Genomic DNA, 25,479 nt, shown 5'->3' on the forward strand with positions numbered 1-25,479 from the left:
TGATTTTTATCACTTTTTAAACATTCTAATGGAAATTTGCTACAAGATTTTTTTTAGGTTTGTAGTAGATGAAGGGTACGATTATAGTTTCGGTTGTGTTATTTATAGCTGTAGTGGCTGCTTCCATATTTTATTTTACGGGACTGGGCAGCGCGCAAAAGGACATGACCAAGCCGCTCACTTTTCTCCCAGAAGAAACTTTGCTTATTGCAGTATTCAAGAACGAAGAAACTACCGATAATATTTTTAAAGATTACGAAGTCTTCGATGCTTTATTAGGATTTGAGCAAAAGGATAATATGGACGATCTAAAGCAGCAACTGATGCGTAGTCCGGCATTGACGCCCCATCTCTCCGGCACAGATGTCTATGTTTCGTTTCATCCCGTAGACAAATCTATCGAGATGTTATTCACTATTCCTACGGTAGAGCCATTAAAGAACAACGCGGTTAACAATACGTTAGCACAACTTTCTGATGAATATCAATTTACGACATTAGACACCCTTGGCCAAAACATCTATGCGTTGCGTGCCGACAGCAGTGACATTACTTGGTATGCGGCTTATCATGCAGATATTTTCTTTGTATCCCCTGCCCTGCCAATTTTAGAGAAAGTATTGGATAAACGACATCCTAAGTTGAGTCGCCAGCAAATCAACTTTTTCTTAGAGCATACGAATCGAAATGTGCCGCTGAGCTTTTATTTCGCGCATCAGCAAATTGACAGCTTGTCTAAAAAGTTTCAGCGCAATCGGCCGGGGGATTTCATGAAGCAATTCATGGGATTAAACGGGCAATCTACGTGGAACATCAATTACAAACAAGACGCACTCATGCTCACGGGCGAGAGTGAACTATCTAAGACCGAACAAAACTATTTAGCACTCTTTGCTTCGCAACAAAAGACAACGCAACGCCTATATCAGTATTTCCCGGCCAATACCGCCTTGTACTTAGAATACTCCATAAGTGACCTTCGGCAGTACCGTCAGGATCTGGAAAAATACTTGAGAAACAAAACTAATCAAAAACGCATTCTGGATCAGTTGGAAAATACACGTAGTAGCCGACCAAAAATAATCAGTGGATTTGAAGCTGCAGTTGGAAACGAATTTGCCACTGCAGAATTGAATAATGGGGATTATCTGGGTTTTCTCTCTTTACGCGATTCCAGTGCTTTGGAGGGTATGCTTTCTGAAATAGCTGAAAATGCAGGTGATGGCGTATACCGTTTTAAATATGAGCATTTGCTCTATGCTTATTATGGTGATGCTTTTCAGACCTTTCAACGCCCTTATTTCACCATCGTAGACGACGTCATGGTATTCGCCAATCAATCATCTACATTAAACAACTACCGTAGACAGTGGCAAAATAGCGATCTATTGGTTGGAACGTTGGGTTTCAAAAATTACCAGCGTATGCAAGGAGATGAAGCCAACGTTACCTTCTTCCTGCATACCAAAAATGCGGGGCGAATGTTGAATAACAACTTGATAAGACCATTCGCACAGAACTTCCGAAATACAGAAAAATTTGGTTATCAAGATTTCTATTCGTGGTCTGTACAGCTCATGGGGAATGGTGGGGACTTTATCAGTAGTATTTATGGAATTTACAAAAGTTCTACTGCTTTAGGAGCTTCGCCGGAGTGGACGTATGACTTCAACAATCGATTGATAACACGTCCATATGTCTTCGAGCATTCGGATACCAGTCAATTTATTCTAGCACAAGAACAAGATCACACCATTCATGCTATCCATCCGACTGGAAAAAAAATGTGGTCCACCGTATTTTCTGGTCGCGTCATTGGCGATATGATTCAAATTCCAGATCGTTCTATTTTGCTGGTTACCGATAGGAATCGTTTGTATCGTTTTGATCCTAATGGAGATGGATTACCCGGCTTTTCATTAGGCTTGCCCGAAGAGCCAACAGGTTCGCCCGTGGTCTTCACATTAGATCGCCGTGATGTGATTCTAGTTACTTTGAGTGATCGTCTGGTCGCTTACGACATGGAAGGAAATGCTTTGAGCAACTGGTCATCGATTCCCGTTTCTGGGCGGTTACTGCCCGGAATATTTCTCGCGAAAGATGAAATTGTAGTTGGTAGTACTTCCGGAAAAGTGTATTATTTTAATAGTTCAGGACAGATTACGCAGGAAATTGCCGCGCCGAGTGAGGTTACATTCAAAAATCCGTTAGGCCATATGGCTAGCGCAACGGCCGACGATGTATTTGTCACCACGGATGCATCGGGCAACTACTATCGGTATTCCAAATCTGGTGGTGTAAGCAAGACCTCCATAACTGGTCTGTCGCAAAATCATCGTGCTTTCTTTGCACCGCTCTCTGCCTCCGACGTACCTGACATGATCGTGCTCGATGACAATAAGCTTAGCATCTATCAGACGACAGATAGCACGGCGCTGCGTTATAGTCAGGGATTCACCAAAGATATATATCCTACGCCTTTGCTATTCCCGATTTCGCGGAGCACCATGCAATTAGGCATTAGCATACCATCCAACAATTTGATTTACGTTTTTACAGAAAACGGTGGCGTATTGGATGGATTCCCCGTAGAAAGTCTCCCATTGTTCTACTATGGCCGCATAAATTACAATAGTGACAATTACCTATTATCTACTAAGCGTGATCACAAACTCTATGCTTATAAGCACTAATAATTTGTTATCCACGGTTTTAGGATGACGAAAAAAATTTTATCAGAAGATTTTTTTTGGTAGGTTTGCATTCATAAAATATATATGTTAGAAGGAAAAAAGAATATCACTCTGTTAGACTCCCCAAGGAAAATTGTCATCACTACGCATCACAAACCAGATGGTGACGCATTAGGCTCATCTTTAGGGCTTTCACAGTGGTTACGCGCGGAAGGACACGATGTATCTGTGGTAGTTTCATCGGATTTTCCGACCTTTTTAGATTGGATGCCGGGTCGTGAGGAAGTGATCATTTTCCCCGAACAGCCTGATTTGGTTTATCGTCTTTTTGACGAAGCTGAGATTATATTTTGCCTTGACTATAGCGCGCTATCGCGCACTAATATTTTAGAACCGGTAATCCGTGGCGCAGCCGGACAGAAATGGATGATTGATCATCATCTAGATCCAGAAGACTTTGCAGATCTGAGCTATTGGGATCCGCAAGCTGCTGCTACCGCGCAGTTGGTGTACCGATTTATTTGTGAAGAATTAGGCGGTAAGGTGAAACTGAACGCGGATATGGCGACTTGTCTTTACACCGGTATTATGACCGATACCGGCTCATTCCGGTTCAAGGCGGCTAATGCCGAAGTACATCGTATCATTGCGGATCTAATTGAGATTGGCGTGCGCAACTGGGAGATTCACCAACAGGTGTACAACAGTTCGACAGAAAATCGATTGAAATTCTTAGGCTATTGCTTGTTAAATTGCTTGGAGGTGATTCCTGAATACAATACAGCGATATTTGCCATTAGTAAAGACGACTTAAAGCAGTTTACGATCACTACGGGCGATACCGAGGGTTTGGTGAACTATGCCCTATCTATAAAAGGTGTACGACTAGCTGGATTATTTGTTGATAGAACCGAATTAATTAAGTTATCTTTGCGATCGATTGGAGAAATTCCCTGCAATGAGATCTGCAAAACCCATTTTAATGGGGGCGGACATTTGAACGCATCGGGAGGAAGCTCGAATGAAGACTTGCTAACCGTAGTGGAAAGATTTAAATCAATACTTCCGCAGTACGCAGAAGTATTAACAAATTAACATAAAAATTATACATCCAAATACAAATGAAGAAGTCAATTCTATTTTTAACGGCAGTGGCCGCTCTTGCGATGACCTCATGCCAAAGCTTCAAAAAAGGCGACGGTGGGTTAGAGTACAAATTTATTAAAGAAGGAAGCGGTGAGAAAGCGACCACAGGTGATGTTTTGGCATTTAACCTGATCGTAGAAACAGATCGTGACTCTGTGTTGGCAAATACGTATGATATGGGATTGCCACAAGCACAGCCAATTATGCCAGATTCTACTTTACAAGGATCATACCCTGGAGATCCTAATAGCATTTTGCGCATGTTAGGTGAAGGTGATAGCGCCGTATTCCGCATCAACTTAGATACGATGGCCGCTCGCACAGGTCAACCAAAACCAGAATTTGCTGACAAGTACCTTCAATTTACTTTTAAAGTAGAGAAAGTATTCAAAAAAGGTGATTTAGCTGATTCTGTTTTATTTGAGCAAGTGAACAAATACTTCGAAGGCGAAATCGAAAAGATTAAAAATGCAGAAGAAGGCAAAATCAACGCTTACATCCAAAAAAATAAGTTGGAGCCTAAGAAAACTGCTTCTGGTCTTCAATATGTATTGAAAGAAGAAGGAGCTGGTAAATTAGCAGCTATTGGCGACACGGTGGTGTTGAACTATACGGGTTCTTTGGCAGCTAACAACAAAATATTCGACACAAACGATGCTGAATTAGCGAAGAAAAACAAGATTCATCAGCCAATGCGTACGTACGAGCCTATCCGTATTCGCGTAGGAAAAGATCCAGTGATCCAAGGTTGGACAGAAGGTTTGCAATTATTGAAAAAAGGTAGCAAAGCGACTTTCATTATCCCTTCAAACTTAGGATACGGTCAACAAGGTTCTATGGGCGCTATTCCTCAATATGCACCATTAGTATTCGAAGTAGAGGTATTAGACATTATCGCTGGACCAAAAGAGGAAGAAATTGTGGTTCCAGAAGTGCCCGCTATGCCGGCTCCGACCACACGATAAATTGATAAATTTTCAATATAAAACGCGATTCTCTGTGAGAATCGCGTTTTTTTTGTTAATGGGTATTCCTTATCAAGAAAATGCTAATTTTGGACATGAGTCAGCATAACGTTATCTTAACAGATACCCACACCCATATTTATTACCATGCTGGTAGTCCACAGTTAGGAGAACATCTAAATCGCTGTTTCGAGCAAGATGTGCATCGACTGTTTCTACCGAATGTAGATGTGGCATCGATCGCACCCGTGATGGAAACCGTGCAAGCGTATCCGCAGCACTGTTTTCCGATGTTGGGATTACATCCTTGCAGTGTCAAGGAAGATTATGTAGCGAATCTTGCTGCGATAGAAAAAGCGATTCAGTTGCATAAAATCTATGCCATTGGCGAGATTGGCATTGATCTGTATTGGGATAAAACGACGCTGGCGATTCAGCAAGATGCATTTAGAACGCAAATCGGCTGGGCTAAGGCATTAGGTTTACCGATTGATATTCATTGTAGAGAAGCATTCGACGAAGTCTTTGCTATTCTAGAAGATTTGAATGATGATAAATTATTTGGAATTTTTCATTGCTTTACTGGCACATTGGCGCAGGCGCAACGTGCCATTGATCTCGGATTTAAGCTAGGAATTGGCGGTGTAGTTACTTTCAAGAAAGCAGGATTAGATACGGTAGTTAGCCAAGTACCATTAGAACATATTGTACTGGAAACCGATGCGCCCTACCTCGCTCCTAGCCCCTTTCGGGGCAAGGAAAATGAAAGCAGTTACCTGCGGTATGTAGCAGAAAAAGTAGCCGATCTGCATCAGATATCCATCGAAAAATTAGCACAGATCACCACACAGAATTCAATAGACGTTTTCGGAATATAACAGCATATGAACAATATTTTTATCATATACACGGGTGGCACCATCGGAATGGTCAAAGATTCTAAAACAGGATCTTTCGTGCCCTTTGACTTTGAGCTAATCGCCAATAATCTGCCTGACTTAAGTCGGCTAAACTACAAGATTACCGTCCATTCTTTTGATCCGATTATTGATTCTTCGGATATGAAAGAACATATCTGGGTGGAGATGGCCGAGATTATCCAAAAGAACTATGAATTGTATGATGGTTTTGTGATCTTACACGGCTCCGATACGATGTCTTTTTCGGCTTCTATCCTGAGCTTTATGCTAGAAGGTTTGCAAAAGCCCGTGATCTTATCGGGATCTCAATTGCCGATCGGCGAAATCCGAACTGATGCGCGCGAGAACTTGATGACGGCTTTGGAGATTGCTTCCGCGAAACGCGATGGTCGCTCGATCGTGCAGGAAGTATGTATTTTATTTGATAATAAGTTATTTCGCGGCAATCGCTCTTTCAAGTACAATTCGGCCAAGTTCGAAGCTTTTCGTTCACCCAACTATCCCGTGCTAGCTGAGGCTGGTATACATATTCAGTATAACGACGATGCTTTGTTGGACAACAGCGGACAGAACTTCATCATGCACACCAGCTTGGATAATCGCGTAGCGGTGCTCAAGCTTTTCCCGGGGATCAATCGTACTACCATCCACCAAATATTGCACTGTGGTGCTCGCGGAATTATTATGGAGACATTTGGAGCCGGTAATACCATGACAGATCAATGGTTTATTGATGAATTGAGCGAAGCCATTAATGCAGGAATTAATATCATTGATATTTCGCAATGTAAGGTCGGCTCGGTAGAAATGGGCCGATATGGCACCAGTGCCAAACTGAAAGGCATTGGCGTACTGAATGGTTATGATATGACGTTTGAAACAGCCATTACCAAATTGATGTATTTGCAAGGACATTTTACCGACCAAGCTGAGGTTGCCAAATATGTAGAACAGCCTATTCGTGGTGAGCTTACACCAAACGATTAAATAGTAAAGGCGCCCTAAGGGCGCCTTTACTATTTAATGTATCTTTTCAAGATTATTTATGACTTCTTGAGCCATTCATTAACTTGCTTAACCAATATAGGCAGTGCCGGATAGACCATTCCATGGTCGTAACCGTCGAGTTCTAATAGTTTAATATTTTCATTACCTACTATTTTCAGCATTCGCGCTAGGTAAGCATTCTCTTCGTAGCGGCCAACCATTTCCAAATCTCGGTCTCCCGTTATCAACGTAACCGGCGGTAGGTCCTTGCGCACCCAGAAGAGTGGTGCATTTTTATCAATGGTCGGCTGATTGATCTCAATTCCCTGCTCCTGTCTCGCTGTAAAATGCGTAATCGCTTGGCAACTGAATGGTACTACGCCTAGCAAATCATCCGCATCGATGGCATGCTGTTGCAAATAACTTTTGTTAAGCGTTAGCATCATCGCCAAATATCCACCAGCGCTATGGCCAGAAAGCACAATTTTATCTTTCGATCCGCCTAGCTTTTCAATTTCCTCAAAAACCCATTTGACGGATTGTGCCGCGTCTTGAATAATCGCTTCCACCTGCACCTGAGGTGAGAATCGATAGCCGACACCGACTACCGCCATTCCTTTTCCTTTCAGATAGTCTGGAATTTCCTTCTGTCCGCCTGTCAATCCGCCACCATGAAACCATACGATGGTCGCAAAATCAGATTTTTCCTCGGGAATATACACATCCAGCAAACATTGCTGATTGGTATAGGCATCTTGGGATTGACCGTAATAGGCCACATTTTGCTTCGCAAGCCCATCAGATTGGGCAGACAAGCTGGAAGAGTATAAAAGTAAGATCGTGGTAAGAAATGTGATTACATGTTTTATCATCCATTAAAACTACACATATTTTGATTAGATCACAACCAATCCATCCCCCAAAAAATAAAATGAAATTCGTATTTTTACAGAAGCTGGCAGGCTGATACTACTTACCCCGTTGACTATATTTTACCCTTAAGCAAATGAGTGACGAGATTAACAACACGAACGCGGAAAACCACGATGAACTTCCTGATGCCCAAAATGGGGAGTTAGCGAGCAATACCATCCCACTTTCTGGTCTTTATGAAAACTGGTTTTTGGACTACGCTTCGTATGTAATTCTGGATCGGGCGGTACCTCATATTAATGATGGTTTCAAACCGGTACAACGTCGTATTTTACATTCGCTTCGGGAAATGGACGATGGCCGATACAACAAAGCGGCCAACGTGATTGGTAACACGATGAAGTATCACCCACACGGTGATGCGTCGATCGGTGATGCCATGGTTCAGATTGGGCAAAAAGATTTGCTGATCGATTGCCAAGGAAACTGGGGTGATCCTATTACAGGCGATTCGGCCGCCGCGCCACGTTATATCGAAGCGCGTTTGTCGAAGTTCGCGAACGATGTCGTTTTCAATCCTGACACGACCGAATGGCAACTGAGCTACGATGGTCGAAATAATGAGCCGATTACGCTACCCGTAAAATTTCCTTTATTGCTAGCGCAAGGTGCGGAAGGAATTGCCGTCGGTCTGGCGACGAAGATTATGCCGCACAATTTCGTGGAATTGATCGATGGCTGTATCCAAGCGCTGCAAGGAGAGCGCCCAGACATTTATCCCGATTTCCCAACAGGTGGAATGGCCGATGTGTCATTGTATAACGAGGGAACGCGCGGTGGTAAGATTCGCGTACGTGCTAAGATCGAAGAACGGGATAAGAAAACGCTGGCCATTACCGAGATTCCCTTTGGAACGACGACAGGCAGCTTGATCGACAGCGTGGTTGCGGCTAACGACAAAGGGAAGATCAAAATCAAGAAGATCGAAGATAATACCGCAGAGAACGTAGAGATTATTGTGCATCTGGCACCGGGCATTTCGCCCGATATGACCATCGACGCACTGTATGCCTTTACCTCGTGCGAAAATGCCATTTCTCCCAACACCTGTGTCATTAAAGATAGCAGACCGCATTTTATGTCGGTCAACGATATCCTGATGGAGAATGCAAAGCAAACAAAAGCTTTGCTCAAGAAGGAATTGGAAATTCGTTTGCACGAATTGCAAGAAAAGATTTTCTTTAGCTCTCTTCTTAAAATCTTCATTGGCGAAGGCATGTACAAGAATAGCCAGTACGAGCAAGCAGGCGATTTCAAAACGGTGGTTGCGGTGCTCCACGAGTTATTTACCCCATTCTTCGATCAGTTTTATCGGGAGATCACGAGCGACGATTACAAGCGACTGATTGACAAGCCCATGAGTAGCATCACGCGTTTTGATGTGGCCAAGGCCGATGAACAAATGAAGAGCTTAGAAAACGAGATCAAAGAGGTAAAACGCCATCTTCGTGAATTGACCGCATATGCGATCCGCTGGTTTGAATATCTTCGGGAGAAGTATAGCAAAGGCCGCGAACGCAAGACGGAGATCCGCGTATTTGATAAAGTAGAAGCCGCTCAGGTGGCTTTAGCCAATGCAAAATTATATGTGAATCGCGAAGAAGGATTCATCGGAACCAACATGAAAAAAGATGAGTTCGTATCCGAATGTTCGGATATCGATGATATCATTACCTTCCGCGCAGATGGTAAATACTCCATCAACAAGATTCAAGATAAAATATTTGTAGGCAAAGACATTATTCATGTGGCCGTTTTCAAAAAAGGAGACGATCGTACTACCTACAATGCCATCTACAAAGACGGTGCTTCGGGCATCAGCTATGTCAAGCGATTCGCGGTCACGGGCGTTACCCGTGATAAACCCTACGACATTAGTAAAGGAGCTAAGGGATCCAAAGTACTGTATTTTACAGCGAACGCCAATGGCGAAGCGGAAGTAGTGAACATACAGCTTCGGCCGCATTCTCAATTGAGAAAACTAAACTTTGATATTGATTTTGCAGAATTGGCGATCAAAGGTCGCGGATCACAGGGAAATATTGTCAGTAAATATCCGATAAAAAAGATCACCTTTAAGAATGCCGGCGTATCGACCTTGGCCGGAAGAAAGATCTGGTATGATGCCACGCTGCAACGACTTAATGCTGATGAACGCGGCACGTATTTAGGGGAGTTTGATGGTGCTGATAAGATTCTATTGGTGATGCCAGATGGATCCTACGAATTATCGACCTTTGATCTCAACAACCATTTCGATGAGAAAATGATCCGGTTGGAGCGTTATGCGCCAGATCATGTGTATACGGCGATTCAGCAAGATGGAAAAACGGGTACGTATTACGTCAAGCGCTTCAAATTTGACGAAATCCCTGTGGGAAAACGAGTAAAATTCATCAACGAAGAAGCCGGTTCACGACTGATATTATTGACCAATGGACTGGAACCAATCGTCAGACTGAATATTCTAAAAGGTAAATCGCAGACTCCAGAACAGTTCGAGCAACTTTTACCAGAGATTATTGATGTCAAAGGGTTAAAAGCTCAAGGAAATCGATTGTCTTTCCATAAGGTGGAAAACATCAAGCTCTTGACCGAGGAACTGGATCTATCTACGCTGACGCGAACAAAAACGAACGCAGAGCCAGCGGAAGCAGAAGCTATAGCAAAAACTGAAGAGCAGCAAAAGCCCGCAACTGAAGACAACAGCGAAGTGAAACAAAATAACGGCCCAACCATGGAGATCACCAATCCAGATGACATTAATCTGGATGAAGATGGACAGGTTTCGTTGTTTTAAAAAAACTGCGATGTACTATTCAATTCTATACAACAGGCTTATTTGTCTTGCTGTATAAAAGCCAATACCTCCGCGACCACAAAGGTGCTGCCGCCGACAAAAATCAAATCATTGGGCTGCCAAGCATCTACTGCCGCTTGATAAGCTGCTATAACTGTTGTGTGGTGATTGCCTTTTAAGCCATATTCAGCCGCTAATTCTCGCAATACTTTGGCATCCATCGCACGCGGCAAAGCTGGTGCGCAAAAGTGATAATAGGCATCTTTAGGCAGCAGAGGCAAGATATGACTCAGGTCTTTATCTTTCATCGCTCCGATCACGATTTGCAATTGTTGATACGATGTGCGTTCCAGATTTTGTACTACTTGGCGCACGCCATCTTCATTGTGTCCGGTATCGCAGATCACGTAAGGTTTGGTTGAGATGGTTTGCCATCTGCCCATCAATCCCGTACGCTGCTGCACTTGCTGTAAACCGGAGCGAATGTGCTCATCTAAAATGGTAAAACCCTGTGTTTGCAATTCTTGCACAACACATAGTACTCCTTTTAAGTTATGCGCTTGATACGAACCCATCAAATCCAGTTGTAGCGGCATGGAATGGTTAGCATCCGCCAGATTGATCGCATCGACGAGCTGATAGTTACTGACAGATTCCGCAGCGGGTCTTACCTCCCACTGTTCTGATGCGAATGTGATTGGTGCTTGCATAACTTGCGCCTGATTACGAAAAACATTTTGCGTATCGACGTGCATTTCTGATATGACTACCGGCACATTATTCTTAATAATTCCGGCCTTTTCCGCAGCGATCAATGGAATGGTATCTCCTAACATATCCATATGATCCAGACCGATATTGGTGATCAAGGAAACGACAGGCGTGATAATATTGGTGCTATCCAGTCGACCACCCAAACCCACTTCGATAATAGCGACATCAACATTTTGCTGCGCAAAATAATCGAAAGCCATTGCTACCGTTGCTTCAAAAAAGGAAGGTTGGATTTCTTCCATAATGGCTTGATGCTGTTGTACAAATTGCAGTACATATTGCTGGCTGACAGGAAGACCGTGCACACGTATGCGCTCTCTAAAATCCACGAGATGTGGTGAGGTGTACAAACCCGTTTTCAGTCCGGCAGTTTCTAGAATGGCCGTGATCATGTGCGAAGAGGATCCTTTGCCATTCGTACCTGCCACGTGAATAGATTTGAAACGCTGTTGTGGATTGCCTAGATAATCACAAAGCCGAATGGTGCGATCTAAGCCTTTATTGATAGCCGAAGCGCCATCTCTTGTAAACATAGGCAATCGAGCATATAGATACTCGATGGCCTGTGTATAGTTATTCATAAAAACGGAATGAAAGTATCTATCTAACCTTGAACCGGAAGGTCACTTTACCGACTTGGCTATCGGGTGCATTAGCCAGTGAATTTAATCTAGCATTTTCTACTGCCTGAATACATTTCTGTACTAAGCGATAATCGGCAATAGTTGTTTTAGATCCTTGGCGTGCGCGTACAATACGTCCATTTTTGTCAACTGTAAATTCTACTTCAACAATTCCAACGGATTGTCCATCATCCTGCACATTTGGCGGAACATCCCAACGACGGTTGGAGAGTGAAAGCATCATATTGCCAAAACCAGAACCTCCTTCACCATAATTACTGGCCAAAGGATCACCTAGCTCCGAACCTTGATTGCCGGGTGTAGAACCTGTACCATCACCACCACCTTGGCCACTATTTTTCTTGCCTTTAAATAGCGCATTTTGATTGACTGCCTGCGTTGCGTTCTTTTTCTCTACCGTACTTTGCTCCGCATTGTTCTGCTTTGGTTTTTCGGTTTTTGTGATCGCTGGCGCATCGTCTACATCTTGCGTTGCAATGGTTTTTTCAGCCACTTGTTGTGTTGGCGTCGGAATTGGTGTGGTATTAGGGTCGATTTTATCAGGTCGTACCTCATTAGCATTTTCATCTACGGATGGTTCATCTACACTCATATAATCGTCGCCCATCCCTTCGGCAGAGGTACCGTAGTTCACTACAATACCACCCATACCGTATTCAGGAATTTCTTGACCAAATACAATAAAAAAACCAATCGCCAACAAACCGGCCATCACCAAACTGGATATGCCCAATGCCTTTGGCATATTGTTCTCTTCCATACGTTGTTGGTGGTACTGCATATTTTAATATTCTTTATGGTCTATAGACCAGACCGTATGCTAATTGTTTAAAATCTAACCGAAAATTATTAATTGTTTTTCGGCTCTGTTGCCAGTACCAGTTTTACGCGCAAGCGATTGGCTACATCCATTACGGAGATCACGTTTTGAATCGGCACCGTGCTATCTGCGTACAACATAATGGTCAGCTCTTCACCTGTTGCCAAGTTATTTTGGATGTATCCTTCCAAGCTTTCCAACGGTACAGCTTGCTTATCTACATGGTAAACCAGATCGCTAGTGATGGAGATCGTCATGGTTTTCTTGGCCACCGATTGCTCACCAGCACTTGATCGCGGCAACAATAATTTTACTACTTGAGGATTCGCCACGGCAGAAGCCAATAAGAAGAATAACATCAAGAAGAACATGATGTCATTCAGCGCTGCTGTGTGCACCTCTGCTGTAGGCTTATTTCTTTTATTTCTTAAATTCATCTGAGATTAAGTGTTTTGAGCGGGAATTATGATCCTGGCTCGTCTAACAAATCGATAAATTCAATAGCATCCGTTTCCATACGAAGGATCACGCGCTCTACCATCATATTTAAGATGTGGTAACCGATGTATGCTAAGATACCAATGGTCAATCCGGAAGCCGACGCAATCATCTTGACATACAAACCTCCAGAAACCGAACCGATATCGATACCGCCCGCAATCTCTACATCACGGAAAATCTGAATTACCCCGAAGATCGTACCAACGAAACCAAGCATCGGTGCTATACCGGCTACGATACCCAATACGTTGATGTTTTTCTCCAAACGTGCTACTTCAAGTTTACCTTGGTTTTCAATAGCTCCCTCGATGTCTTTAATCGGACGACCTACACGCGTAAGTCCTTTTTGCAACATGCGCGATAGCGCTGAATTGCTAGAACGACAAACCGCGATAGCGGAATCTAGTTTTCCAGATAATACATTTGACTTTACTTGCGGTAACAATCCAGTCTCACGTCTAGATGCCTTCCGGATCGTAATATAACGCTCTACGAAGATCACCAAGCCGATGAAAAACAGAAGGGCTATAGGCACCATTATCCATCCTCCTCTCATCAACAACTCAAGAAGGTTCATATCTTCTTGTACTGGAGCTAAATTCACTGTTTGTTGCATCTGGTTTATAGAATCTACCGGGTATGCTTGTAAAAGTAATGACATCATGTGATTAAGATATACTTGTTTTTTGTGTATTCAATTTATTTTTTGACCGCTTTGTGCCATGCATCAGCGACGAAGTCTTTGCGCACTATGCGTAATGCAGAATCTGCTTTTTCTTTGGAAACGTAAGAGTCCCAAATTACCGTTGCTGGACTATCTGCGCCTCTGCCAGGAATCAAACGCACACGCGGCTGTCCTTTTTTGTTAAACTCCGCCACCATCTCCTCCGCATCTTCCAATGGAAGACGAGATCCAATCACGATATACCAATGATGATTTGCTGGAATTATAGGCTGAATGGCAGCGCCTGATGGCGTAGTTGCTGCTGTCTGCGTTGTTCTATTTGCAGTATCTGGTCGTTCCCGAAGTACAGACGACGTGTCTACCACGTCTGTTGCAGCATCTGGCACAAGATATTCTTCGTCTATAGCATAAGGACTTTTCATTTCCTCTTGCGAATCTACCTCTGGCACATCGGAATATAAAGAAGCTGGACGGGTGACGTACCATAGTGCACCAATAATGGATAAAGCTACTATCGCTGCCAAAACATACCAAATAATGTGCGAGCGATTAGTATCCTCCACGTATTCGCTGGCATACGTATACTCTTGGTTTTCATTGCTTGGAATCAATTCTGGCGGCGTACGATCTTCCGGAACTCCTCCAGATCTTTCTCCCTGATATTTATTTTGGATTAGTGGCGGCGCTTCTGGCACAGCAACAGCGTGGCGCGGATCCACATCACTATTTTCAGATTCAACTAACGCGTCGGCTTCATCATCGTGCGCTACATTCAAGGTTTCCGAATCATTCTCTTCGGATTTTAAAGATTCTGGCGCATCTACATGCGATTTCCACACCTCATCTGCGGGAGATGGTTCTATTACCGTCGCTTCTTGATTCTCTTGCTCTTCTTCGGTTACCGTTACGGTGTCTTCGTGCGGAATTGGAGGAGCTGCTACCTCTTCTTCGATATGATGCTCTTCTGGAGCAGGTTCGTCGATATTCGGTGAGGTCTCGACTTCTTCTACTCTTTTTTCCTCTTCTCTATTTGTATTAGCGATTTCTTCTGAATCGCTTATTTCAGCAGCTGACTCCTCTTTCGGAGTAACTGGTACTGGTACGTTCTGCTCTGGCACCTCAGTTTTCTGCACGGGACGCTCTACATTGGATATCGGCTCAAATACAAAACTAGATAAATCTATCGCACGGAAAACATACCCATCACCGTAGGTCAATAAATCTCCTAATTGCGGAATATGTGCCTTGCCATGTTCATTTATATTAGCAATAATGGCAGCGACCTCTCTTCCAACCAATTCCTTCGCATCGGTACGAGAGATTTCATTTTCTTGACGTAGGTATTCCGCTAAGTCTAAACCTTCCTGATCACGATCGTCAAATTCTACATAATCAATGGGAGGCAAGAATACATTGTGTTGCTCATCGTATGATGATGCCTGATGTACTTTTTTAAATGCACCAAGCCCATCGACGTATACGCTGGGGTAATGTTTGAGTACTTGTTGTATCTTCTTGCCTAAGTCCATAGTGATGATGGGATTAAAACACAAATTTAGTCCAAAGAATCAATTAAAACGAAAAATTGAGTCCACCAATCACGTTAAATCCTAATCTTGGGTAATATAAGTAACGCTGATACTCGTTATTTAGCATATTATTTGCTTTCACAAAAATACCTAATTGCTTCGTAGCTTTATATTCCGCTCCAGCACTAAGATCTAAAAACGACGGTATACTTTGTACCGTAGGTGCACTCGGATCGATCGCTACACCACTTGAATTGTAGGCAAACGCACGTGCAGAAGTCTGTCCGTGGAACAACGCCTCGGCATCAATATATAACTTTTCCGAGATGTTGAAACGCGCATTCGCTGTCAAGCGGATGTTTGGCGTATGCCAAGTTTCTGCCTGATAGGCCATAGTATAATTATCGATATTCAATCGACCACCTAAGTTTACGGCCTCAGAAACGCGAATGTTGATCTCTCCCTCTACACCAATATGTTTCACAGATTCGTCGCCATCACCGTCGTACACTAAATCAAATTGAAATGGATTGACCATGTTGTTTACAAACAATGGCATACCTTCTAACTGACGATAGAATGCTTTGGCTTTCCAGCCAAAGGTGGCACCTGCATTTCCTTTGATACCACCATAAGCGTGCATACGCTCAATCGTGTTTTGGATCGTAACACCGGATGCCAAAAATGGATTTTGACGGGCGAACTCACGATATGATCCGCGCTCAACTCCACCAGTTATACCACCAAAAATGTAGAAGTATTCGGGTACTAAAGAGAAGTCTATTTCTGCCTTTGGAAAGATGTTAAACGAAGATTGATCACCAAACTCAGACACCAAGTTAGCACCTAATTGAATGGTGTAATTAGCCCCTTTGAAGCTAATATATGGATTAGCAGAAGCGACAGAATTACTCACGCCTGATGCGCCTAGTAGATTCATCGCACCTTCCACATTATTGATATCTACGGCTACATTTGCTCCCACGTTAAACGTGCGAACGCGTTTGTTCAAATAACCCGCTAAGGCAAATGAATTCTCCCGCGCATCGTAGCGATCCGAAAAAGTATAGGCATCGGTCTTAAGTGAAAAACTCAATGCATCTTCATCTTCTGGATCAAAATTACTGACCATCTCACCCGTAAGATACAGGTCATTGAAGACTTGCCCTTCGCGCGATGGATTCAGCGATGTACCATTTTGATCTACTGGAATACCGTAAAAGTTAGTCCCCAAACGATTGTAACCAATCTGTCCGTCTATGGTTAAGGCAGGAAAAACACGTCTACCAAAAGCGCCAACTTCTTGGCGACTGAAGCGCTGGTCATCCAGACTACCTTTTTGGTTGAGGTGCTTGACGAAACCACCAAATCGAATATCTTCATAATCCTCTACCGCAAAATAGGCTTCGCCAAGGATGGTTCCTAAATTACCAACACCTGCTTTCACATAATTGCTATAGGTATCGCGCGAGCGAATGAAAGGCGTTTCCATGATTTTCAACTCGCTCAATCCCGTATTGATATCCAATTTCTTATCAGGCACATTGCCATACGTAAGGCGTGGCATGTATTCTCTTTTGTTGGACATATCTGGACTACGGCGAATTTTGACCGCGTCGGCTAGTAATGGCCGATAGTCCCGAACGATTACAAATGAATCGATGGCAACTGGTTTTTCTGTTTCTTCGCGTTGTTGAGCAGCAGCTTCGAAACTGACACCAGTAAGCATCGCTAAAAACGCTGTTTGCGTAAGTATCTTCTGAAATTTCATCTTCACTACCCTAATCTTATTTAATTTTCTGCAATAACTCTTTCGCCTCTTTCACAACGCCATCTTTATCGTTATCGTAGTTGTCGATCACGCTCTCCAAGGTTGCTTTAGCCTGAAAGTTGTCTCCTTTTCCTCGGTAAGCTTCTGCCATGGTGATAAAACCTTTGGCCACCCAGTACTCGAAAGAAGAGAATTTATCTCCAATTTCCATCGCTGTCTGGATGGCTTTATCCCACTGTTTGCTCTGCACCTGCTGTTTGGCGATCAGGTAACGGGCTTCTGCACCGGTCTCTGTTTTTGACTTTGCGGCAGCTGAGCTAAGTTCTTTGCTCGCATCAGCGGCTTTGTTTGTTGCCTGATATGCTTTGGCAGCATACAAGTGTGCTTTCGCTATCTCTTCTTCCGAAGATTTTTCATATCCTTTGATGATATTAGCATACGTCAACGTTTCCGCATAATCATTGATATTGAAATAACTCACCATCAAATTGTTGATCGCCCAACCGTAGTTTTCTTTGTATTCGGAAGTCAATTCCAGTTTTTTCAATACCTGAACGGCCTCATTGTACGCTTTATTACGTAAGTGCAAGCGAGCTACACTCAATAAGGTACGCTCGGTGTACGCACTAGTCCAATCATTCATGATGATATTGAAGTCGTGCAATGCTTCGGTATCCTTACGCAATTGCGCGTAACTTTCGCCACGAATAAAGCGCGCATGTTTCTCATTAATCGGTTTTGGAAACTTATCGAAGTACGCATTTACGGCTTCGACAGCGCCTTGCCAGTTACCGCGATCAAATAAAGTACGTGCTACCGCAAAAGTATGTCCATCCTGCTCTGCTTTGCTCAAATCACCAATATTGGTGCTGGTCGCGTAGCGGATGTAACCGGATGCATCATTCTTATCCAAATAGATGTTTTCGATGGAAGCTAAGGATTGTTTCGCTTCGTCGGTAGTCGGATATTGACTGACCACTCGTTGAAATGTCGCCAAAGCAGCATCTCGATTGTCTTGATTGTATTGCACTAACCCGATCGTGACTAAGGCACGAGGCACATAGCTACTGCGTGGATATTGCTCTACCATTTTTTGCAGGCCAGTGATCGCTTTGTCATACTGGTCTAACAAGAAATAAGTGTATGGAATTTCAAAAGCGACGTCGTCCGCATAGTTGGAGTTCGGAAACTTCTGCACAACCGAGTTTAGTGTTGCAATTTTTGCTTGGCTATTGCCTTGCAAACCTTGGATAATTCCGCGTTGGAATAATGCATAATCTTGGCTTTGTGCACCAGAGCTGATGAGACGATCGTAATACGACATCGCACGAGCGTAATTTTTTGTACCGAAGTACGAATCGGCTGCACGCGCTATCGCGTCGTTACGTGTGTTGGCATCTACTCCATCGCGCGCAGCGCCTGATAGGAAACGCTCAAAATAATTGGCTGCTGTGCTGTAGTTGTCGTTACGGAATGCAGCATATGCTAATGCGTAATTCGCATAATGGTATACATCGGTTTTGCGCGCTGCTGGCAATTGTAAAAACTTGTTGAAGTTGGCCGTGGCTTCTTTGTATTTGCGCACTTCGTACATAGCTTCTGCTTTCCAATAAGTAGATAGCGCATAGATTTCTTCGTCGTAGCGGTTTTCTTCCGAACGCATGAACATGGAGATACCATTTTCAAAAGCACGCTCGTTGTAGTATTCCAGACCGCGGTAATACGTTACTTTTTGATAAGCTGCTTTTGCTTCACGGCTGCTGCGATTGATGCCCTCCAGTACGTCTACCGCTGCGCGGTAGTTTTTAGTTCCTAAAAGTACTTCGGCCAACAATGTTTTTGCTTCTTCACTGCGTGTAGAACTGGGATATGTCTGCAGGTATTCCTGAACAGCATCTAAGGCCACCTGGTGAAACTCCAATTCGTACGATAATTTCGCGTAATTAAATAAACCTTCCTCTTTCAATTGCGGATCGAAGTCCAATTTAGAAGCACGGAAAAAAGCGTTCCGAGCACTTTGTTTATTATTTGTTTTGATGAAGGAATCACCCAACGTAATCATGGCACTTTGGTAGTAGGCATCTGGTTCATCCAGTTTTTCCAACTCCGCAATAGCGCGTTCGTAATTCCCTAGCTTGTAGTTAATATAACCGATCTGGTAGCTATCCTGATTGTTCTGGGTTTTGCTTTGATCAGCCGCTTGAAAACGATCGTAATACTGCTTAGATTTATCTAAGTCGCCCTTGATGAAATAGGTTGCCGCTACGATGCGGAACATATCCGTTTCGCTCTCCTGCTTCGTGTTTTGTAAAATCGGTAAGGCATAAGCCAATACCTCATCATAACGCTTATCTAAGAAGTAAAGTGCGGTAATGTAGTATGGATAACTATTTTCATAGGTTTTCGACCCTTTCAAACGTTCGAACTCATTTAGCGCTGTCTTATATTCTGCATCTAAATAACTCAGGTAAGCATGATAATAAATAGACGCTTCCTGATACGAAGAATTACGATCTTTTAGATCTGCAAATACAGGCTTTGCCGCTTCGTAATCTTTGGTCATGAAGCGCGCATACGCTAATTTGAAGCGATACTCGGTAGCCTCTGCGCCGGCTAAGCTTTTACTATCTATACGTGTAAACCACTCAATCGCTTTTTCAAACTCTTGTCTGGTATAATAGAATTTACCAATCTGGAAATTGGCTGCTTTGGAATTGGCGCTTGAAGGAAAATCACGAATATATTTTAAGAACAAGCTTTCCGCATTGCTCTCTTCTAATTCTAATGCACATACCGCTTGGTAGTAGCGAATGTTTTCTTTTAATAAGGTCAATTCCTGCGTTTCATCCAACTGCAACGTAGATTTGGTACGTACGCTTTCTGCCCGATCAAACTGCTTTGCTGCGGAGCTAAATTTTCCGCGCTCATACAGTTCAAGACCTGACTTGTATGCGTTATTCACATCTTGCCAAGCCGTTTGCTGAGCGACTGCAGTCGTCCCCATCAAGCATAAAGCCACCCCAACTTGATATATCTTATTGTACATATAAACGAATTCTACTATTTATTGGATAACGTATTTCCACCATCATTTCGGTTTGTCGATCTCAGCTTTACATGCCATATTGGCCAACAGATTCCTTCAACATACGAAAATAGAAGTTACCCTTAAAGTTTTCCTCAAAAGTTATTAACATTGGTGCATAAACACCGTATTTAACGATACTTTAACAAAATTCCCAGCAGCTGCGCTGTATTTCGCTTCCGCGAATCTGAAGTAATTTTAACCGCGTTTGCCGGCTAATAAGTAAAGCACTGCCATACGAACAGCTACGCCATTTTCCACTTGATCCAAAATAATGGAATGTGCGCTGTCGGCTACATCAGAGGTAATCTCCACACCACGATTTATTGGCCCCGGGTGCATGATGATAATCTCTTTGTCTAGGCTATCTAAGATTTGTTTGTTCAAACCATATAACATAGAATATTCCCGTAGTGATGGGAAGTATGCAATGTCCTGACGCTCTAATTGTATACGCAGCATATTGGCGACATCGCACCAGTTCAGCGCTTTCATCAAATCATGTTCTACTTTGACACCAAGCGCACTGATGTATTTTGGGATTAAGGTTGTCGGCCCGCACACCATCACTTCAGCACCTTGCTTCTGCAAACATAGAATATTAGACAGAGCGACGCGGGAGTGCAGTACATCACCAATTATGGCAACTTTTTTGCCGGCAAGATCGCCTAATCGCTCGCGGATAGAGAAGGAATCCAACAAAGCTTGAGTCGGATGTTCGTGCGCACCATCACCAGCGTTGACAATCTGCGCATCGATGTGGCGACTTAGAAATACGCCTGCACCTGCATAAGGATGTCGCATGACAATCATGTCGACTTTCATCGCGAGAATATTATTAACGGTGTCAATGAGTGTTTCGCCCTTACTTACGGACGATGAGGAAGCCGCAAAATTGATGGTATCGGCCGAAAGGCGCTTTTCTGCTAACTCAAACGATAATCTGGTGCGAGTAGAGTTTTCGAAGAATACATTGGCGATGGTGATATCCCGCAGAGACGGAACTTTCTTAATCGGCCGATTCAACACATCCTTAAAATTGGATGCTGTATCAAGGATCAATTGTATATCTTGTTCGTTAAGATCTTTTATACCTAATAGGTGACGTGTGCTGAGTTGTTCTGTGCTTGACATGTGCTATATGGATCTGTATTCTCTTTATTTTTCTTCTGTGATCAAAACGATGCTATCCTCCTGATCAGTTTCTTTCCAACTTACGATGACTTTTTGCGCATCGATAGAATCGACTTGTATTCCAATATAATCTGGCTCAATCGGTAGTTGGCGAGAGAATCGACGATCGACCAACACCATCAACTCGATCTTCTTAGGTCGGCCAAATGTCTGGATAGCGTCCATAGCAGAGCGTATCGTACGCCCTGTCCAAAGCACATCATCTACAAAAACAACCACTTTATCATCTACCAAAAACTCAATATCGGTACGACTTGCCTGCAAAGGACTGGATCCTTTCATCCGAAAATCATCGCGGTGAAAGGTAATATCCAAGGCACCGGTCTGCACATCTGCACCCGAAATCGTTTTGATTTCTTGGCGGAGTCGGTTCGCCATATATGGCCCGCGTGGTTGTACGCCGATGATTACTGTATCACTAAAATCACCGTGGTTTTCTATGAGCTGCTGACACAAACGCTTGAGCGTAATCTCAAACTTGGGTCCGTCTAAAAGCAAAGATTGTTTCATATGTATATGCTCGTCTTGCACCGCTAGCTGCCATTCTGCCCTGATCGCTCCATGAAGCTATGGGTAGGCATCCTATCAGCGGATTTGTTTAGGCAAACTTAGCCATTTTTTTGAAAAGACCTTGCGGTCTTAGGGTATACAAAAACAGCTTCGGTAAGGAAGCTGTTTATTTTATATGTAATACAATTACTAATCGACGTTGTCGTGTAGAAATGAATTGTTCGGTCTGATTTCGGTTTCGCCACTATCAAATGATAGGGTAAAACGAGACACTTGCGACTGCGAAGAGTGTGGCACATCATCCAATGATTTTTGCTTTCTCTTATATGCTGGTTCATTTTCCATCTCTTGCAAACCATTCGTCGAACGCAATTTCATGCTCAACTCTTTCAAGCGAAGAATACGTTCTTTCGTTTTCATCAATTGATCTTCGAAATTAGCTTCCTCCACCTTAGCCTCTTCTAAAGCAGCTGGTGTCGCTATCGTATTGCTCGGTGCAGTATAGTTATTTGCTGATTGCTGATAAGCAGGTTGCGAAGATTCTTGCGCACCTAATGATTGTGGTTGTTGGTACGAATCAAAAACCGTAGGCACTTTGAACTCAAACATCGAAGGAGATGTTTTCAATTCAAAACCATGGTTATCCTGAGGTTCTTGCTCTTCGACTTCTTGCTCATTCAGATCTAAGGTATGACGCACCACATGTGCTTCTTGATCTGCATGACGTGTAGGTTGCGCTTGGGGCTGTTGCACTGCCGAAGGCTGATTTACTGGCGTCGAAGCAAATGATCTGTTTGTCGGGTTAGCCGTAAAGAGATCGGTTTGTTGAATAGGTTGCTCAAACGCGGTATTGGTAACTCCAACTGGTTTTACTACGGGCTCTGTATAAGTTTGCTTGTCCACAAACTGATTCTGAGATACTGGTTTAACGAAAGCCGACTTAGACTCCTCTGGAGTTAAGCGATGCGCAATCTTTTCCTTCTCTTTATCTTTTACGCGTTCTTCTGTGGTTTGGAAACCGGTAGCGATGATCGTAACAGAAAGGTCGTCGCCCATGTTTTCATCAATACAGTTACCCCAGATGAGATCGGCTGATAAGCCTGCTTTTTCCTGAATGTAATCGGTAATGATAGACACTTCGTCCATCGTTACTTCTTTCGATCCAGAAGTAATGTTTAATAAGATATAACGTGCGCCTTCGATCTCATTATCTTTCAATAATGGTGAAGCTAATGCACCAGTCACGGCTTGCAAAGCGCGCTCGTCGCCATTAGCAACCGCATTACCCATGATAGCAACACCGCTATCATTCATCACCGTACGCACATCTTTGAAATCGACGTTTACATAACCTGGAATAGTAATAATCTCGGCAATACCTTTAGCAGCTGTCGTCAAGATATCATCTGCTTTCGCAAATGCAGCGGTCATCGTAAGGTTACCGAAGATTTCACGCAATCTATCATTAGAAATCACTAAGTAAGAATCCACGTATTTACGCAATTCACCTAATCCTTCTTCTGCCTGTGACTTACGGCGCTTGCCTTCAAAAGTAAATGGTGTTGTGATGATGGCTACCGTCAAAATTCCCATTTCTTTGGCTGCTTTTGCCAACACGGGACTTGCACCTGTACCCGTACCACCACCCATTCCTGCTGTAATAAACAACATTTTGGTATTGGTACCCAACATACGTTTGATATCTTCGATACTTTCTATAGCCGAGTTTTCGCCCACATCAGGATCTGCTCCTGCTCCCATTCCTTCCGTCAAGCTTGCGCCCAACTGAACTTTATTAGGAATTGGACTCAACTCCAATGCTTGTGCATCCGTATTACATATAATAAAATCTACCCCACTTATCCCGGCTTTATACATGTGGTTTACGGCATTACCACCACCGCCACCTACACCAACTACTTTGATGATAGACGACTGCTCTTTTAACATTTCAAATTGTATCGACATATCTTATACCTATTATACTTTAAATCAACCTATTGCAAAGACGAATTTGACCCTCTAATTCTAACGTAATATTAACAAATTATCCACAAGAGTTTTCCACAATTGTCAATTTGTGGAAAAAACAGACCGTTGTTGATAAATTACTTTTTCCCGATAAAGGTATCATCGTCAATATCCTCGCCATCGGTGATCCAATTGCCCAAAATACGGGTTAACCAACCTTCTTTTCTACCTTGATCGCTGGCGATATCGCTCACTTTGATGCTCGATTTCGCTCGTGCACCACCGCCCACTTTGGCTACTTTCTCTTGTTCTCTTTTTTCGCCTTCTTCGATCTCTTGGATTCCTTTGATCAAAAGGCCAATACCTGTGGCGTATAACGGACTTTTCAGTTCGTCAAACGCTTGCTTGTTCAACATATCGGTTTTAGCCAAATATTCATTTGGATAACCAATCCGACAATCAATACCTGTTACGTATTCTACCAACTGTACCAAGTGCTTCAATTGTGCACCACCACCTGTGATCACAATACCGGCGATTAATCTATCTTCATAACCCGAAGCTTTGATCTCGTAATGCACATGCTCGATGATCTCTTCCATGCGCGCTTGGATAATGTACGCCAGGTTTTTCACCGAGATTTCTTTGGCCTCACGACCACGAATTCCTGGTACACAGATCACTTCATTCTCTTTATTCTCGTCTGCCAATGCCGAACCATAACGTACTTTCAGTTGCTCCGCTTGATTGCGCAATACCGAACAGCCTTGGCGAATATCTTCCGTTACAATATTACCACCCAATGGAATAACCGCCGTATGACGGATAATACCTTCGTGGAAGATGGCCACATCAGTGGTACCACCACCAATATCCACTAATACTACACCAGCCGTTTTCTCCTCTTCATCTAACACAGCTTCAGATGATGCCAAAGGCTCAAGGATTAATTCTGACACTTCCAAATCAGAATTATCGACGCAACGTTTGATATTTTTAATATCCGTTACACGACCAGAGATGATATGAAAGTTGGCTTCTACACGACGACCTGCCATCCCGATCGGTTCTTTGATTCCCGGTTCGTTGTCGATCGTAAATTCTTGCGGAAGCACATGGATAATTTCTTCACCCGGAGGCAATACCAATTTGTACATATCGGAGATTAGACGTTGCACGTCTTCGCGTCCGATTTCGTCATCGTCGTTACGGGTTACAATACCTCGGTGTTGTATACTTTTGATATGCTGACCGGCGATCCCCACGCTTACGACTTTGATATCGACGTTCGACTGTCCTTCGGCGATCGAAACCGCTTCGCGAATGCTATCCACCGTCTTCTGAATGTTAGCCACTACCCCCCGGCTAACTCCAGCAGATTCGGCTTTGCCGACGCCCAGTAATTCGACCTTTGTATTGCCACTGCGACGCCCCACCGTCACGCAGATTTTGGTCGTACCGATATCCAATCCGACGACGATTGGATTTTCTTTTTCGAGTTCTGTAAATTTTGGTTTCATACGCTGTGTATTTGCTGTGTTATTCTTCGGT

At 43.3% G+C, this 25,479-nt stretch carries 18 protein-coding genes; 6 read left to right on the top strand and 12 right to left on the bottom strand.

The window, feature by feature from the left end:
• Nucleotides 1–95: 95 nt before the first annotated feature.
• The 5 genes from GKO22_RS00105 (at nt 96) to GKO22_RS00125 (ending at nt 6,711) form a co-directional block, all read left to right on the top strand.
• Nucleotides 96–2,693, top strand: a complete 2,598-nt coding sequence (locus GKO22_RS00105) for an NHL repeat-containing protein (RefSeq protein WP_166332125.1) — start codon at nt 96–98, stop codon at nt 2,691–2,693.
• Between the two features lie 84 nt (nt 2,694–2,777).
• On the top strand, nt 2,778–3,788 hold the full coding sequence (locus GKO22_RS00110) for a DHH family phosphoesterase (RefSeq protein WP_166332126.1): 1,011 nt from the start codon (nt 2,778–2,780) through the stop codon (nt 3,786–3,788).
• A gap of 26 nt (nt 3,789–3,814) precedes the next feature.
• A complete protein-coding gene (locus GKO22_RS00115; protein WP_166332127.1) occupies nt 3,815–4,804 on the top strand; it encodes an FKBP-type peptidyl-prolyl cis-trans isomerase in 990 nt (329 codons plus the stop codon).
• A 95-nt stretch (nt 4,805–4,899) separates the two neighbouring features.
• A complete protein-coding gene (locus tag GKO22_RS00120) occupies nt 4,900–5,682 on the top strand; it encodes a TatD family hydrolase (RefSeq protein WP_166332128.1) in 783 nt (260 codons plus the stop codon).
• 6 nt (nt 5,683–5,688) lie between these two features.
• Complete coding sequence (locus GKO22_RS00125; protein WP_166332129.1) at nt 5,689–6,711, top strand: asparaginase; 1,023 nt, start codon at nt 5,689–5,691, stop codon at nt 6,709–6,711.
• 56 nt (nt 6,712–6,767) lie between these two features.
• Here the strand turns inward: GKO22_RS00125 and GKO22_RS00130 are convergent, their stop codons facing one another.
• Nucleotides 6,768–7,583: an alpha/beta hydrolase gene (locus GKO22_RS00130; protein ID WP_166332130.1), complete on the bottom strand. Its 816-nt coding sequence runs from the start codon at nt 7,581–7,583 to the stop codon at nt 6,768–6,770.
• A gap of 134 nt (nt 7,584–7,717) precedes the next feature.
• Here GKO22_RS00130 and GKO22_RS00135 point away from each other — a divergent pair, with 134 nt between their 5' ends.
• Nucleotides 7,718–10,444 (top strand): DNA gyrase/topoisomerase IV subunit A, encoded by a 2,727-nt coding sequence (locus tag GKO22_RS00135; RefSeq protein WP_166332131.1) that lies wholly within the window; start codon nt 7,718–7,720, stop codon nt 10,442–10,444.
• Between the two features lie 38 nt (nt 10,445–10,482).
• Here the strand turns inward: GKO22_RS00135 and GKO22_RS00140 are convergent, their stop codons facing one another.
• The 11 genes from GKO22_RS00140 to ftsA form a co-directional block, all read right to left on the bottom strand.
• Nucleotides 10,483–11,799: a bifunctional folylpolyglutamate synthase/dihydrofolate synthase gene (locus tag GKO22_RS00140; RefSeq protein ID WP_166332132.1), complete on the bottom strand. Its 1,317-nt coding sequence runs from the start codon at nt 11,797–11,799 to the stop codon at nt 10,483–10,485.
• A 19-nt stretch (nt 11,800–11,818) separates the two neighbouring features.
• Nucleotides 11,819–12,643, bottom strand: coding sequence for an energy transducer TonB family protein (locus tag GKO22_RS00145; protein ID WP_166332133.1), 825 nt, complete (start codon nt 12,641–12,643; stop codon nt 11,819–11,821).
• 68 nt (nt 12,644–12,711) lie between these two features.
• The gene (locus tag GKO22_RS00150; protein WP_066755546.1) at nt 12,712–13,119 is read right to left on the bottom strand and encodes an ExbD/TolR family protein; all 408 of its coding nucleotides are present in this window, start codon (nt 13,117–13,119) and stop codon (nt 12,712–12,714) included.
• A gap of 26 nt (nt 13,120–13,145) precedes the next feature.
• Nucleotides 13,146–13,844 carry a MotA/TolQ/ExbB proton channel family protein gene (locus GKO22_RS00155; RefSeq protein WP_166332912.1) on the bottom strand — a complete coding sequence of 233 codons (699 nt, stop codon included), beginning with the start codon at nt 13,842–13,844 and terminating at the stop codon, nt 13,146–13,148.
• A gap of 38 nt (nt 13,845–13,882) precedes the next feature.
• On the bottom strand, nt 13,883–15,397 hold the full coding sequence (locus GKO22_RS00160) for an HU domain-containing protein (RefSeq protein ID WP_166332134.1): 1,515 nt from the start codon (nt 15,395–15,397) through the stop codon (nt 13,883–13,885).
• 43 nt (nt 15,398–15,440) lie between these two features.
• Nucleotides 15,441–17,168: a TonB-dependent receptor gene (locus tag GKO22_RS00165; protein WP_166332135.1), complete on the bottom strand. Its 1,728-nt coding sequence runs from the start codon at nt 17,166–17,168 to the stop codon at nt 15,441–15,443.
• Between the two features lie 16 nt (nt 17,169–17,184).
• Nucleotides 17,185–20,214: a tetratricopeptide repeat protein gene (locus GKO22_RS00170; protein ID WP_166332136.1), complete on the bottom strand. Its 3,030-nt coding sequence runs from the start codon at nt 20,212–20,214 to the stop codon at nt 17,185–17,187.
• 237 nt (nt 20,215–20,451) lie between these two features.
• Nucleotides 20,452–21,387 carry an aspartate carbamoyltransferase catalytic subunit gene (locus tag GKO22_RS00175; protein ID WP_166332137.1) on the bottom strand — a complete coding sequence of 312 codons (936 nt, stop codon included), beginning with the start codon at nt 21,385–21,387 and terminating at the stop codon, nt 20,452–20,454.
• A 24-nt stretch (nt 21,388–21,411) separates the two neighbouring features.
• Nucleotides 21,412–21,957 carry a bifunctional pyr operon transcriptional regulator/uracil phosphoribosyltransferase PyrR gene (pyrR, locus tag GKO22_RS00180; protein WP_166332138.1) on the bottom strand — a complete coding sequence of 182 codons (546 nt, stop codon included), beginning with the start codon at nt 21,955–21,957 and terminating at the stop codon, nt 21,412–21,414.
• Between the two features lie 189 nt (nt 21,958–22,146).
• Nucleotides 22,147–23,925 (bottom strand): cell division protein FtsZ, encoded by a 1,779-nt coding sequence (gene ftsZ, locus GKO22_RS00185; protein ID WP_166332139.1) that lies wholly within the window; start codon nt 23,923–23,925, stop codon nt 22,147–22,149.
• Nucleotides 23,926–24,065: 140 nt separating this feature from the next.
• Complete coding sequence (ftsA, locus tag GKO22_RS00190) at nt 24,066–25,448, bottom strand: cell division protein FtsA (protein WP_116777073.1); 1,383 nt, start codon at nt 25,446–25,448, stop codon at nt 24,066–24,068.
• Nucleotides 25,449–25,479: the final 31 nt, after the last annotated feature.

Origin of the sequence: Sphingobacterium chungjuense (assembly GCF_011316935.1) — a bacterium.
Taxonomy (GTDB): Bacteria; Bacteroidota; Bacteroidia; order Sphingobacteriales; family Sphingobacteriaceae; genus Sphingobacterium; species Sphingobacterium chungjuense.

Coding starts and splice junctions, on each gene's coding strand:
- GKO22_RS00110 (WP_166332126.1), top strand. CDS start 2,778: ATGTTAGAAGGAAAAAAGAATATCACTCTGTTAGACTCCCCAAGGAAA.
- GKO22_RS00115 (WP_166332127.1), top strand. CDS start 3,815: ATGAAGAAGTCAATTCTATTTTTAACGGCAGTGGCCGCTCTTGCGATG.
- GKO22_RS00120 (WP_166332128.1), top strand. CDS start 4,900: ATGAGTCAGCATAACGTTATCTTAACAGATACCCACACCCATATTTAT.
- GKO22_RS00125 (WP_166332129.1), top strand. CDS start 5,689: ATGAACAATATTTTTATCATATACACGGGTGGCACCATCGGAATGGTC.
- GKO22_RS00130 (WP_166332130.1), bottom strand. CDS start 7,583: ATGATAAAACATGTAATCACATTTCTTACCACGATCTTACTTTTATAC.
- GKO22_RS00135 (WP_166332131.1), top strand. CDS start 7,718: ATGAGTGACGAGATTAACAACACGAACGCGGAAAACCACGATGAACTT.
- GKO22_RS00140 (WP_166332132.1), bottom strand. CDS start 11,799: ATGAATAACTATACACAGGCCATCGAGTATCTATATGCTCGATTGCCT.
- GKO22_RS00145 (WP_166332133.1), bottom strand. CDS start 12,643: ATGCAGTACCACCAACAACGTATGGAAGAGAACAATATGCCAAAGGCA.
- GKO22_RS00150 (WP_066755546.1), bottom strand. CDS start 13,119: ATGAATTTAAGAAATAAAAGAAATAAGCCTACAGCAGAGGTGCACACA.
- GKO22_RS00155 (WP_166332912.1), bottom strand. CDS start 13,844: ATGTCATTACTTTTACAAGCATACCCGGTAGATTCTATAAACCAGATG.
- GKO22_RS00160 (WP_166332134.1), bottom strand. CDS start 15,397: ATGGACTTAGGCAAGAAGATACAACAAGTACTCAAACATTACCCCAGC.
- GKO22_RS00165 (WP_166332135.1), bottom strand. CDS start 17,168: ATGAAATTTCAGAAGATACTTACGCAAACAGCGTTTTTAGCGATGCTT.
- GKO22_RS00170 (WP_166332136.1), bottom strand. CDS start 20,214: ATGTACAATAAGATATATCAAGTTGGGGTGGCTTTATGCTTGATGGGG.
- GKO22_RS00175 (WP_166332137.1), bottom strand. CDS start 21,387: ATGTCAAGCACAGAACAACTCAGCACACGTCACCTATTAGGTATAAAA.
- pyrR (WP_166332138.1), bottom strand. CDS start 21,957: ATGAAACAATCTTTGCTTTTAGACGGACCCAAGTTTGAGATTACGCTC.
- ftsZ (WP_166332139.1), bottom strand. CDS start 23,925: ATGTCGATACAATTTGAAATGTTAAAAGAGCAGTCGTCTATCATCAAA.
- ftsA (WP_116777073.1), bottom strand. CDS start 25,448: ATGAAACCAAAATTTACAGAACTCGAAAAAGAAAATCCAATCGTCGTC.